The following is a 13,193-nucleotide window of genomic DNA, read 5'->3' as shown; positions in this document are numbered from 1 at the left end:
GTGTATTTATAAATAATCAGTTATTCGACAGACAAAATTTCGACATCAAAGATAACATCTTGTCCGGCTAACGGGTGGTTGAAATCAACCGTCACAGAGTCGCCAGCGATCTCTGTGATTATTCCCGGAATTTCCATACCGTCAGGGCCACTAAACGCCATGATAGTACCCACTTCCACCTCTGATTCGCCGATAAATTTCGCGCGATCCATATGATGGATATTATCTGGATTCGGCTGACCAAATGCATCATCCGCTACCAATTCAATAGCTTGGTTTTGTCCTGCTTCCATCCCGATAAGGCATTGTTCAAAGTTTTCACTTAGGCTGCCATCGCCCATGACAAACTTAGCAGGTTTACCTAAGTTATGTGTGCTGTCAGCGACAGAGCCATCTTTCAATTTGATAGTGAAGTGCAGAGTCACAGCAGAGTTCTGATTAATCGTTGTCACGTTGGGCTTCCTTTGAGTTAATGCGAGATCTTTTTGTCTCGTTTTCTTTGTTTCATTTATCGAGTGTTCTTCTAACAAAAAGCGCTCTCCGAATCAACGGACAGCGCTTAGGGTTATTAGGGTTCGATAGAACTTACGCCGCTTTTTTACTGCCACGAAAACTATCTAAGATAATCATCGCAGCACCGATACAAATCGCACTATCGGCCAAATTGAATGCTGGCCAGTGATAATTACCCCAATAAAAATCAAGATAATCAACAACAAATCCGTGAACAACGCGATCAAACACGTTACCCACCGCACCACCAATGATCAGCGCGTAAGCAATGTTGTTCCATTTGTCGCTTGCAGGAAGACGTCTCATCCAAAATGCGAGTAAACCGGTCACAACAAAAGCGATTGCAGTAAAGAACCAGCGTTGCCAGCCAGCTTGATCACTCAAGAAGCTAAATGCTGCGCCATAGTTATGAACATACAACAGGTTAAAAAACGGTAGGATTTCAATACGATTCTCCCATCCGTAACCCATGCCATTCATTACCACCAACTTAATGCCGATGTCTGCTACAAACACTAGGAGGGCTAGCCATAGCCAGCGCACTCCTGATTGTTTTAGCGTTAATGCTTGTTGAGTCATGTAAACGCCTTTGGTTATGCGAATTTACGAACTTCGCCTTCGCCGTCAACGTTTGACACACAGCGACCACAGATTTTTTCATGGCCAGCGATGGTGCCAACATCTGCAGTGTGGTGCCAACAACGGTCACACTTCTCTGCTTCAGTTTTAGTTACTTGAACAAACAGACCTTTAATTTCTGTTTCATGTGCAGACTCTGTCTTCTCAGAAACAGGCTTAACCGCTGCTTTAGAAGTCAGTAGAACAAAGCGAAGTTCGTCTTCAAGTTTGTTGATTTTCGCTGCTAGAGCATCTTCAGCAAACAGAGTCACTTCAGCTTGCAGTGAACCGCCAATGGTTTTCTCGTTACGAGCATTTTCAATCAGTTTATTCACAGCGCCACGAATTTCTTGGATTTCAGTCCAGAATTCATTGTTAAGCTCTTCACCTTCAACAAGACCAAACAGACCTTGGTACCACTCACCAGTAAATACAAACTTACTGCGATCTTCGCCGTTTTCTTGCTTCGCTGGCATCTCGTTCCAGATTTCATCTGCAGTGAACGACATGATAGGAGCCATCCAACGAACAAGTGCTTCTACGATGTAGTAAAGCGCTGTTTGACAGCTACGTTGAGCGTGGCCACCTTTCTTCGCTGTGTACTGACGGTCTTTAATCACGTCTAGGTAGAAAGAACCCATTTCCACAGAACAGAAGTGCATTAAGCGCTGAACAACCGCGTGAGTGTTGTACTCATCGTAAGCTTTAACAATTTCTTGTTGAGCCGCTAGCGCGCGAGCAACAGCCCAACGATCTAACGCCACCATATCTTCCGCGGCAACCATATCGGTTGCTGGGTTGAAGCCATTTAAGTTCGCAAGGAAGAAACGAGCCGTGTTACGGATACGACGGTAAGAGTCTGCGCTGCGTTTTAGGATTTCATCAGAAACCGCAACTTCACCAGTGTAGTCTGTTGAAGCAACCCATAGACGCAGGATATCTGCACCTAGCTTGTTGGTGACATCTTTAGGAGCAACTACGTTACCGATAGATTTAGACATCTTACGGCCTTGACCATCAACCACGAAGCCGTGAGTCAAAACTTCTTTGTAAGGTGCTTTACCCTTCATCGCGATAGATGAAATCAGAGAAGACTGGAACCAACCACGATGTTGGTCAGAACCCTCTAGGTACATATCCGCTTCCGCACCGTTGAACTCTTCGCGGTTATCAACCACAGCGTAGTGAGTAACACCTGAGTCAAACCATACGTCTAGTGTGTCTAATACTTTTTCGTATTTCTCAGCATCTGCACCAAGTAGTTCAGCAGGCTCAACATCCCACCATGCTTGAATACCTTTCTCTTCTACAAGCTTAGCAACTTTCTCAATCAGCTCAGCGCTGTTTGGATGTAGCTCAGATGTCTCTTTGTGAACGAATAGAGCAATTGGCACGCCCCAAGTTCGTTGACGAGATACACACCATTCAGGACGACCTTCGATCATACCTTCGATACGGCTTTGACCCCATTCAGGCATCCATTGAACGCTCTTGATTGATTTCAGAGCTTGCGCGCGAAGACCCGCTTGGTCCATTGAAACGAACCATTGTGGAGTTGCACGGAAGATGATTGGTGTTTTATGACGCCAGCAATGTGGGTAGCTGTGCTCATAAGCGTGATGATGAAGAAGAGCACCTTTTTCTTTCAGCACTTCTACTACATTGTCATTCGCTTTAAATACGTGTTGGCCAGCAAAGAACTCAGTATCTGGAAGGTATACACCGTTTGAACCTACTGGGTTTGCTACTTCTAGACCGTATTTTTGACCGACTGCAAAGTCTTCTTGACCGTGACCAGGAGCTGTGTGAACCACACCAGTACCTGAATCTGTTGTTACGTGGTCGCCAAGGATCGCAGGAACTGTAAAGTCATAGAACGGGTGTTGGAATTGAGTCAGTTCTAAATCACTACCTTTCGCAAAGCCTAGGTTATGGAATTGCTCAATACCAGCGCGATCCATAACTTGTTTCGCAAGTTCAGAAGCAACGATAATACGCTCTGGCTGCTGACCTTTTTCAGGAGCGCCTTCTACTTGAATAAGAACGTACTCAAGATCGTCACGTAGACACACAGCACGGTTTGCTGGAAGCGTCCATGGTGTTGTTGTCCAGATTACGATTGAAACGTCACCTTCGCCTGCGTGATCAGACTGAAGAGCGAACTTATCAAGTAACGCAGCTTCGTCAGCGGCTTTGAAACGTACATCAATCGATGGAGATACTTTGTTTTTGTATTCCACTTCTGCTTCAGCTAGTGCCGAGCCACAATCTGTACACCAGTGAACAGGTTTGAAACCTTTTAGTAAGTGACCGTTATCGGCAATTTTGCCCAGCGCACGAATAATATTTGCTTCAGTAGCAAAATCCATAGTGCGGTACGGTTTATCCCACTCACCAAGAATACCAAGACGTTTGAAGCCTTCTTTTTGGCCTTCAACTTGACCCGCTGCGTATTCACGACACTTTTCGCGGAACTCAGCAGCAGTCACTTTTTGACCCGGTTTGCCCACTTTCTTTTCTACCATCAATTCGATTGGTAGACCGTGACAGTCCCAACCTGGAATGTATGGTGAATCAAAACCAGAAAGTGTTTTAGATTTAATAATAATGTCTTTAAGAATCTTATTTAGTGCGTGACCAATGTGAATATCACCGTTGGCATATGGAGGGCCATCATGCAGGATGAAAGATTTTTTGCCTTTTTTAGCTTTACGGATCTCACCGTATAGATCTTCTTGGTACCAACGCTCTAACATTGCTGGCTCACGATTAGCCAGATCACCGCGCATTGGGAACCCTGTCTCTGGTAAGTTCAGGGTATTTTTATAGTCACTCATCGATTCTTAATTCCGTTGTATTGGGCGAAGTTAGACATTATTTTTAACCAGTGGAATCAACTGGCTAATTCTTAAACTGAAGCAACCACACCCTAGCCGCTTCAGCATCCAATTCTATTTGTTGTTTAAGCGCATCAAATGACTCAAACTTTTTTTCATCTCTTAGCTTATGCAAAAGTGCAACTTCTAGCTGCTTTCCATATAAATTGCCTTGGAAGTCAAATAAGTGCACTTCTAGCTGCTGACGAACACCGTTTACAGTTGGTCGCTGACCGATATTTGCAACGCCACCAATAGGTTGCTCACCTAGCCCATAAGCTTTGACAACATACACACCAGACACAGGTGAAACACAGCGCTTTAGTGGAATATTTGCCGTAGGAAAACCAATAGTACGACCCAGTTTTCGACCATGGGAAACTCGACCGCTGATACTATAGTCTCTTCCTAGCATTTCTGATGTTCCCATCAGATCGTTTTCGGCCAACGATTCTCTGATCGCCGTACTACTCACGCGAAGCTTTTCTAAGCAGAAACTTTCTGTGCTGACGACTTCAAAACCGAACTTTTGTCCAGCCTCTTTGAGCATAGCAAAACTACCTTTGCGCTCACGGCCAAAACAAAAATCGTCACCAACAACCAGAAACTTAACACCCAAACGTTTTACCAACAAGTCACGGATAAAAGTGTCCGCCTCTAAGCTGGCAAAATGATGGTTGAAATTCACACACAACAGCCTATCAATATTGAGTTTACTCAATTGAACAAACTTATCTCTCAGGCGAGTTAACCGAGCTGGCGCTTTGTCTTTTAAGAAAAGCTCCATAGGCTGCGGTTCAAATGTCATTACGACCGAAGGTAAATTCAGCAACTTTGCTTGTTCAGAGACTTTCTGAAGAACTTGCTGATGTCCTAAATGAACACCGTCAAAATTACCAATCGTCAACACACAACCATTATGTTGTGGTTTGATGTTATGAATACCGCGTATTAATTCCATTGGAATACGTTTAAAACCTATAGTTCTCAGTTATATTGGTGCGAAACTGGCGGATTATACCCTAATTAACATTATTCTGTCGCCGCTTTTAAATCCTTTAGGCGTAAGCCCAGAAGCAATGCGGTTATCAAATAAACAATCGCACCTAAACCGATAAGCGCAGCCAGCATTAGTGCACGGTGATGGAAGCTCCACTCCAACCAAACAGACATGTCTTCTAACTGCCATAAAATCGCCGCAACCATAGCGCCACCAGCGACTATTAATCGCACGAAGAACAGCACGGTTTTACGCGAAAGCTGATACACGCCCTGTTTATGCAAGCCGTTATAAAGCAGAGCCATATTAATGAAAGCTGACAATGCAGTAGCTGCCGCTAACCCAACGAAGCCATAAAACCAAGCAAAAATAGCATTGAATACCATGTTGCTCACCATCGCGATAATGCCGTAACGAACCGGAGTTTTGGTATCTTGGCGAGAGTAGTAACCGGGCGCGAGTACTTTTATTAACATAAAATTCAACAGACCTGATGCATACGCCAATAGCGACATAGAAGCTTGCTCAACATCACTAGGAGAAAACTCTCCTCGCATGAAAAGCACCATCAACATAGGCTTGGCTAGCACCATCAAACCAAGCATGGCGGGAATACCTAATAAGGTCACCATGCGCACGCCCCAATCCATCGTATGTGCAAAGCCTTCACTGTGCGCATCAACGTGTTTACGTGATAGCGCAGGCAAAATTACGGTTGCGATAGCAATGCCAAACAAACCAAGTGGAAACTCCAACAAACGATCAGAGTAATAAAGCCAACTGATTGAGCCGGTTTGTAGGAAACTGGCAACAAACGAATCAAATAACAAGTTAATTTGGCTAACCGATACACCAAACAGCGCAGGAATCATTAGAGTGCGAATTTTAACCACACCAGGATCTTTCCAACCCCATTTCGGCTTAACTAACGCTCCAGCTTTGATCAAAAAAGGCAGTTGAAATAAAAACTGAGCTAAACCACCTAAAAATACACCTATTGCTAAACCAATCTCTGGCTGTTCCAAATTTGGTGAAATGTACCAAGCCGAAAGGATCATCATTACATTGAGAAATACCGGCGTGAAAGAGGACACCGCGAACTTTCCGAGGGTATTTAATATGGCACCAGATAAGGCTACAAAGGTAATGAACCATAAATAAGGAAAGGTAATTTTGAGAAGCAGACTCGCCAACTCAAATTTTGGCGCTGCCGGACCATCATTAATCCAGTCAAGAAACCACCCCGCACCAAACACAGCAGTAACAACGCCGGAGAACACAATGCCAAGCAGTGTCACTATAGAAACTAAGACGCCCAGTGTACCTGACGCTTTGGCTATCAAGTCTCGCGTTTTTTCTTTATCACCAGAAGCGTGATATTCCGTCAGAACCGGAACAAAGGCTTGAGAGAACGCCCCTTCTGCGAATAAGCGACGTAAAAAGTTAGGAATACGGTTGGCGAAGAAGAAAACGTCTGCGCTAGCCCCTGCTCCCATAAGATTTGCAACTACGATATCTCGTACTAATCCCAGTACGCGGGAGATAAGTGTCATAGCACTGACAATCATGCCAGACTTGAGTAAGCGTTTGCTCACGATAACCTCGAAAAACAAGCTAAAACAACATAGTTGCCCCCTGAATGAAAAGAATGTCATCCAGAGTGCAGATAAGTATTAGCATTGAAAAAAAAATACTGTTAGAATCCACGCCATCTTAACCGCGAAGACCTTTTTATACCAAACTTGTTTGGTGCAGGTGGGTTTTTGCACAAATCATTTGACATTTTAGAGCAAATAGGGGATATTCCTTGCCCTTAAAATGTTACCTAACGAAAAGTTTTTGGGAGTTAGACCCTTGGCAAATAGTCAATCTGCTAAGAAGCGCGCTATCCAAGCTGAGAAACGTCGCCAGCACAATGCTAGCCGTCGTTCTATGATGCGCACTTACATGAAGAAAACTGTTGCTGCTATCCAAGCAGGCGACAAAGAAACTGCAACTGCTGCTTTCGCTGTAGTTACACCAATCCTAGACCGCATGGCGACTAAAGGCCTTATTCACAAGAATAAAGCAGCTCGTCATAAGTCTCGCTTCGCTGCAGCTATCAAAGCTCTATAATTCTGGCTTGAATTATCAGCGATGAAAAAAACCGGCTTCTGCCGGTTTTTTTATATCTGCTTTTTATATCTGAACGTTATCGTCTTACAATTTTAGAATCAGCTGCAGTACAAACCGTGCAGTAGTTCAATCATCTTCTTCACTTCATCGCTACTTAACGTATAAAAGACTGTTTGAGCAGATTTACGAGTATTCACTAACCCGTCACGTCTCAACCATGCTAAATGCTGCGATAGTGCTGATTGGCTTAGCTCGAGTTTTCCGCATAACTCTCCAACCGACAACTCATTGTTGTGCAACAAGCAAAGAATTTGTAAACGCCTTTCATTCGCCATTGCTTTCAATAGAACAACAGCTTGAGCGGAATTCTTTTCCATTTCTTCTAAATTCATGAATTAAGTCCCCTAGGAACAACTTCTAAACGCTCTTTAAGTCGACATGATTAACTAATTCAACTAGTTATGCGGCATATTAGCGGGGTAAAGTGTTTTGGTAATATCTGTTAATGTTATTTCTGCGACGCATCTGAATTCTTATCGATTCATAACTTGCATCGTTATTACTGCTCGAATTAATTAGCACTGTGTAATAATTGTTCTTTTTATCAAATTGTGTGAAGTTAATCCAACTGTAAATAATGACATAAGTCTCATTCAAACAATTTAGTAAAATCTGCGTCACAAATATTTTTAACTGCAGGATGCTGAATCATACGTTCAGCAAAGATAACGTAATACTCTTCTTTTACTTCTTCGATAGGAGCAATCAGCTGCAATGAAGAATCATCAGCCACTTCCGTGACATATAGCAACGGCGCTAGGAAAATTGCTTCTGGATGGTAACGAGCAAAAGCTTTCATTAGGGCCGAATCATCAAACTCACCCAAAATATTTGGCTGGATACCTTGGTGATCGAACCACTGGCGCACTTTTCTTCCCATTGATGTGCGACTTCCCGGCATTAGCAACTTACGTTCTTCTAAAACAGCAGGAAATGAAACTTTACCCAGATGATTTCTTGCGAAGAAACCCATATGGCTTTCACCTAGCTTTTTGCTATACAAACCTGGGCTTTGACTGGAATCCACAGGACAGTCTGAAAGAATCATGTCCAGCTTGTGTTGTGATAGCTGTTCAAGTAAAAGCTCGTGTGTCGATTCAAAGCAACGCAGATGAATGCTGTTATTTTCAGGAATTGTAGTCATCAAGATTTTACTGACCAATCTTTTGGAAAGTGCATCGGCAACCCCCACGTCAAACAACACGTTTGAACGTTGGCTGTAGTTAACGATATCCAACATTTCGTAACTCAAGCCAAACATACGATCTGCATACTTAAAAACTAGCTGCCCGAGTTCGGTTGGTTCAATGCTTCTGCCATTTCGCTTGGTCAGCTTGCCATCCATACGTTCTTCAAAAGCTTTGATCTGCCCCGTTACCGTTTGTGGTGTTAAGAACAAAGCATCAGCAGCTTTGGTAACAGAGCCTTGCTTGCAGACCATCCAGAAGTAATAGAGATGGTTATAGTTAAGATGTGACATAGTGCTGGGAACTCGGTAGTCAAATAATCGATAAGGTTATCTCAAACGGTAGCCCACAATCAACAAACTCGAAAAAGACGAAACATAAATAGGTAAACCACGATATTTCCGATGATTTTAAATTTATTTATGACATAAACGTCATCTTTTCATCTGTAAATATCAGAAAACCCTAGACAGAATAATCAAATCTACGCTTCTAAATAAATGAAAATAATCATTAAATTTCAAATAGATAAAACAAACTGTTATTAATCACACACCTCCAACTTGAATCTAATTAATAAAAATATCGATTTATTACAGAACTGTCATATTACTGAAATATTCGTTCTCTACTATCGCCGACAGATTCAACAACAGACCCAAAGTAGTTAATAAGGTCAATGGAGAAAACAATGATAAACCAAGCAGCTTCTACAGCGGCTCCGATTTCGTCAACGACTCGCGCGCTTCGCTGGACAAACTTGGCTTTCATGATTTATTTGCTATTACTTGCTGTAACAATGGTAGGCGATGGCTTCAAATGGGCAGCCGCGGAACAAGCAAAAGTTCTTTTTGAGTTCGCTTCCCACCCTATCGCTGGACTAATGATTGGCTTAGTTGCAACGGCACTGATCCAATCTTCAAGCACAGTAACCTCTATCATCGTAGGTCTGGTTGCCGGTGGTTTACCTATCGAAACTGCTATTCCTATGGTAATGGGCGCAAACATTGGTACCACAGTGACCAATACAATTGTTAGCCTTGGTCATATCCGTAATAAAGAAGAGTTCAAACGCGCATTCGCAAGTGCAACTATTCATGACTTTTTCAACTTGCTTGCAGTTTGTATCTTCCTGCCTTTAGAGATCATGTTTGGCCTGCTAGAGAAAATTTCTCACTGGTTAGTATCACCATTCCTTGCTGGCGGTGATATGAGCATGAAAGGTCTGAACTTCATTAAACCAATCACCAGTCCTGTAGTTGGCGCACTAAAACACCAACTGGCTATTCTTGGTGATATGTTTGGTGGTATTGCTCTAGTAGTACTAGGTATCGCAACAATTTTCGTAGCGATTACTGTGATTGGTAAACTAATGAAGAGCCTAATGGTTGGTCGTGCACGTGATATTCTGCAACACGCGATTGGACGTGGCCCACTACACGGTATTGCTTCTGGTACTGTTGTAACTGTATTGGTTCAGTCTTCATCGACTACAACAAGCTTGATGGTTCCGCTTGTAGGTTCAGGCGTATTAAAAGTACGTGATGTTTACCCATTCACACTTGGCGCAAACATCGGTACCTGTATTACAGCTCTACTGGCAGCAACAGCGGTTTCAGGTGAATTTGCAGTATTCGCACTTCAGATTGCTCTAGTACATCTATCATTTAACGTGCTTGCGACTCTATTAATTTATGGTGTCCCATTCCTACGTGAAATACCACTGAAAGGCGCAGATTACATTTCAGACATGGCGGTGAAAAGCAAAGCTGTAGTGGCTGGATACTTGCTCTCAGTATTCATCGTTATCCCAAGTGTGATTCTTGCTCTGTCTTAAACACAAATGACTTTAGAAAGCTCTCCTTATAGGGGAGCTTTTTTTATACCTGAAATTTGAGCACAAGCTTTGCTAATTGCTATCACGCTCGACTTATTGTTAAAAGTGGCAATTACAAATAATTGCGTTATCATTTGTTTAAAGTTTCTTATTTTTATTTTTGACGATAGTGGATGCTGTTAAACAGTGTATGCTGGCAGCGAGCACAGCCAACTGAAGAAATAAAAATAGTATAAGTTGCTTCGTATAACCCCACTGATACGGTGTGGGGGTCTCTACCAGAATCCGTAAAATTCTGATTACGAAGAGTTAAGCGAATAGGTTGTCGCTTTCTCTTTGTATGGGCTCCATTTACCCCACGTACCTAAAAAGGTAATAAAGGTAAAACACCACTCAAAATGAAAAGCGATTAATCACATGAGGATTAAGAGCATATATGAAACCATTTATTCAAAAACTTCCGAAAGTCGAGCTGCATTTGCACATTGAAGGTTCTCTTGAACCTGAGTTGATGTTTGAACTGGCAAAACGTAACAACATTGATATTCCTTTCTCTTCGCCAGAAGAGGTGCATGCTGCTTATCAGTTTTCCAATCTACAGTCATTTCTCGATATCTATTATCAGGGTGCTAACGTTCTGATTCACGAGCAAGATTTCTTTGATCTAACTTGGGCATATATGCTTCATTGCAAGCAAGATAACGTTATCCATACTGAGATTTTCTTTGACCCGCAAACCCATACTGATCGTGGTATTGCGTTCGAAACAGTAATTACTGGTATCAGTAAAGCTTTGGAAAAAGCGCAGCAAGAACTGGGTATTTCGAGTCAAATCATTATGTGTTTCTTACGTCATCTGAGCGAACCAGCAGCAATGGAAACCTTGCTTCAGGCATTACCATTCAAAGATAAAATCATTGGTGTCGGGTTAGATTCATCAGAGCAAGGTCATCCACCAGAGAAGTTTGTGAATGTTTTCCGTGAAGCGAGAAACGCGGGATTCATTACTGTCGCACACGCAGGTGAAGAAGGTCCGGCACTCAATATTCGTAATGCCATCGACCTTTTGGGTGTACAACGTATCGACCACGGTGTGCGTTGTGTTGAAGACGCCGCATTAGTGGAAGAACTGAAACAAACTCGTATGCCGTTGACGGTATGCCCTCTTTCCAACTTGAAACTGAAAGTTTTTCAGCAAATGGAGCAACACAACATAGTGCAACTGCTACGTCAGGGGCTTTGTGTAACCATCAACTCTGATGACCCTGCTTATTTTGGTGGATATATGGCTGATAACTTCAACGCGGTTGCGGATTCTCACCCGATGTCATACCAAGAATTAGCGCAATTCACCTTGAATGCGATTGAAGCAAGTTTCATTTCTGATCAGGAAAAAGCGCGTATGACTGAACAAACCAACGCATACTTGGCTCAATACGTTTAGTTACATACGTTTACTTACATACGTTTACTTACATACGTATAGAGTTACGAAGGCAATTTGCCTCTCTGATTCCAAAAGAACCGAGAGAGGCAAAAACTAATAAATTAAGACACTTTAGGGGTAATCACCACACAAGCGGTATGTTTCTGTTTACCAAAACCTAAGATCTGGCAGAGTGCCTTTTTACCTAATGGCACAAACGCTGACGCAATTGCGTGTTCTTCGCCTTCAGCATGTGGGTCATGAAAAAAGAAAAACTTCTCACTCATACCGCTCAATACAATCCAATGTGGTTCTTTCTTGCCATCAAAACGATAAGTACTGATAAGAAGCAGTACACATGCGCCTTGTCTTACCCACTCTTCCAACTGTTCTTGGCTTGGTGGAGCATCAATAGTCGTCACATCTTGTGTTTCCAACTGCTGACAGAAATCCTGATGAACCAATTCAATCACAGCTTTCTTATTGGCATCACGAACACTATCGATGAACGGGGTGCTCTTAGACTGGCTCCATAGTTCAACATGGAAACCTCGACGAGTCGCAGCAAGTGCTAACCCATGCCCGCTACAACCACCATGTCCAGCAGCCATGAAAATGGTCGTTGCTTCACGCCACAGTTGCATCTCCTGAATTCGAGAAGGCTCAAAGGTTTTATCAAGGTAGGAAAAGCTCATTAATAAACAAGCAGCACCGCAAGTAAAAGGCGTTGTTTGAACATACAACGGCATAGGTAACTGCACTTTTGGACCATGAGGCATAAGGCGCTTTTGTAGACGACGACCATTACATAAATCATCGTAATAATGGATCAATAATTTCAGGGTTTTATAACCCATTTTTTCATATAAATTTATTGCTGCCGTATTGTCTTCACGGACTTCTAGCCTTAATGTAGTAGAGCCTTGATCAAGAGCTGCACGCTCACATTGCTCAACCAAATTTTGAGCAATTCTCCGTCCTCTGAAATCGGGTTTAACGGCAATTGAATACAATCTTGATAGCTGTGTACCTTGATGAAATAGTAGCAATGCATAACCAGCCAGTTCCTCACCCGAATCTGCCACAAAAATGACAGCTTGGTTGGAGTGTAAAAAACGCTTCATTTGACGTGGAGAGATCTTATCTCCGTCAAATAGCTGTTGTTCTAACGCATTAAGCGCAGAGAGATCAGTACTTTTCGCAAGACGAAAGTCCATACGATGTCCTTAAGTGGTGTAGGGGCTGTTGGCCATTCAAGATTGTTTTTGCAGTATTTTGTACGCTCTTTATACAAGGCAGCGCTTATGCAATGTAGTCATCTACATAAATAAGCGATAACGCAGTAGAAAGGGCTTACAAAAACTGCCCAAAGGGTTCGGTTAAAAACGCTTTACTCTTCGTTGTAAGTTAGTCTCTTAGAATGACTAAGCTTCCTAACTTACGCCTCGATTAAAACGTTTTTAACTCGAACAAAATGCAATATTGAAAGGCCAGCAGCCCCTAATAGATTGCAACTCAATAATACACCCAAAGCAACTAAGCATGCAGCTAGGTAATGAAC

Annotated in this window: 11 protein-coding genes and 1 riboswitch; of the genes, 3 read left to right on the top strand and 8 right to left on the bottom strand. The window is 42.6% G+C overall.

The genetic code is table 11. The features are described 5' to 3' along the window. Positions 1-20: 20 nt before the first annotated feature. The 5 genes from fkpB to murJ form a co-directional block, all read right to left on the bottom strand. On the bottom strand, positions 21-452 hold the full coding sequence (gene fkpB / locus ACOSVQ_RS15870; RefSeq protein ID WP_491983474.1) for an FKBP-type peptidyl-prolyl cis-trans isomerase: 432 nt from the start codon (positions 450-452) through the stop codon (positions 21-23). Between the two features lie 133 nt (positions 453-585). After that, positions 586-1,092, bottom strand: coding sequence for a signal peptidase II (lspA, locus tag ACOSVQ_RS15865; RefSeq protein WP_167410840.1), 507 nt, complete (start codon positions 1,090-1,092; stop codon positions 586-588). 14 nt (positions 1,093-1,106) lie between these two features. Beyond that, positions 1,107-3,968, bottom strand: coding sequence for an isoleucine--tRNA ligase (gene ileS, locus ACOSVQ_RS15860; protein ID WP_491983473.1), 2,862 nt, complete (start codon positions 3,966-3,968; stop codon positions 1,107-1,109). Between the two features lie 64 nt (positions 3,969-4,032). Next, on the bottom strand, positions 4,033-4,968 hold the full coding sequence (gene ribF, locus ACOSVQ_RS15855) for a bifunctional riboflavin kinase/FAD synthetase (protein WP_491983472.1): 936 nt from the start codon (positions 4,966-4,968) through the stop codon (positions 4,033-4,035). A 71-nt stretch (positions 4,969-5,039) separates the two neighbouring features. Beyond that, a complete protein-coding gene (gene murJ, locus ACOSVQ_RS15850) occupies positions 5,040-6,602 on the bottom strand; it encodes a murein biosynthesis integral membrane protein MurJ (RefSeq protein WP_491983471.1) in 1,563 nt (520 codons plus the stop codon). A 259-nt stretch (positions 6,603-6,861) separates the two neighbouring features. On the opposite strand from murJ, the gene rpsT reads away from it, so the two are divergent. Beyond that, complete coding sequence (rpsT, locus tag ACOSVQ_RS15845) at positions 6,862-7,122, top strand: 30S ribosomal protein S20 (protein ID WP_491983470.1); 261 nt, start codon at positions 6,862-6,864, stop codon at positions 7,120-7,122. Between the two features lie 98 nt (positions 7,123-7,220). Here the strand turns inward: rpsT and ACOSVQ_RS15840 are convergent, their stop codons facing one another. Next, positions 7,221-7,514, bottom strand: coding sequence for an ArsR/SmtB family transcription factor (locus ACOSVQ_RS15840; protein ID WP_491983469.1), 294 nt, complete (start codon positions 7,512-7,514; stop codon positions 7,221-7,223). Positions 7,515-7,771: 257 nt separating this feature from the next. Further along, the gene (gene nhaR / locus ACOSVQ_RS15835) at positions 7,772-8,662 is read right to left on the bottom strand and encodes a transcriptional activator NhaR (RefSeq protein ID WP_491983468.1); all 891 of its coding nucleotides are present in this window, start codon (positions 8,660-8,662) and stop codon (positions 7,772-7,774) included. 398 nt (positions 8,663-9,060) lie between these two features. Here nhaR and ACOSVQ_RS15830 point away from each other — a divergent pair, with 398 nt between their 5' ends. Together ACOSVQ_RS15830 and ACOSVQ_RS15825 are read left to right on the top strand one after the other, a co-directional pair. Next, entirely contained in the window at positions 9,061-10,206 is a 1,146-nt protein-coding gene (locus ACOSVQ_RS15830; protein ID WP_491983467.1) for a Na/Pi symporter, read from the top strand. A 222-nt stretch (positions 10,207-10,428) separates the two neighbouring features. After that, positions 10,429-10,528: riboswitch (purine riboswitch) on the top strand. Positions 10,529-10,642: 114 nt separating this feature from the next. After that, positions 10,643-11,650 carry an adenosine deaminase gene (locus tag ACOSVQ_RS15825; RefSeq protein ID WP_491983466.1) on the top strand — a complete coding sequence of 336 codons (1,008 nt, stop codon included), beginning with the start codon at positions 10,643-10,645 and terminating at the stop codon, positions 11,648-11,650. Between the two features lie 104 nt (positions 11,651-11,754). Here ACOSVQ_RS15825 and ACOSVQ_RS15820 read toward each other — a convergent pair whose 3' ends face one another. Continuing rightward, on the bottom strand, positions 11,755-12,849 hold the full coding sequence (locus tag ACOSVQ_RS15820) for a GNAT family N-acetyltransferase/peptidase C39 family protein (RefSeq protein ID WP_165310400.1): 1,095 nt from the start codon (positions 12,847-12,849) through the stop codon (positions 11,755-11,757). Between the last annotated feature and the right edge of the window lie 344 nt (positions 12,850-13,193).

Source organism: Vibrio sp. HM8-C, assembly GCF_058630515.1.
The sequence above is the reverse complement of the archived record's forward strand: the minus strand, read 5'-3'. Positions and strand labels throughout refer to the sequence as shown.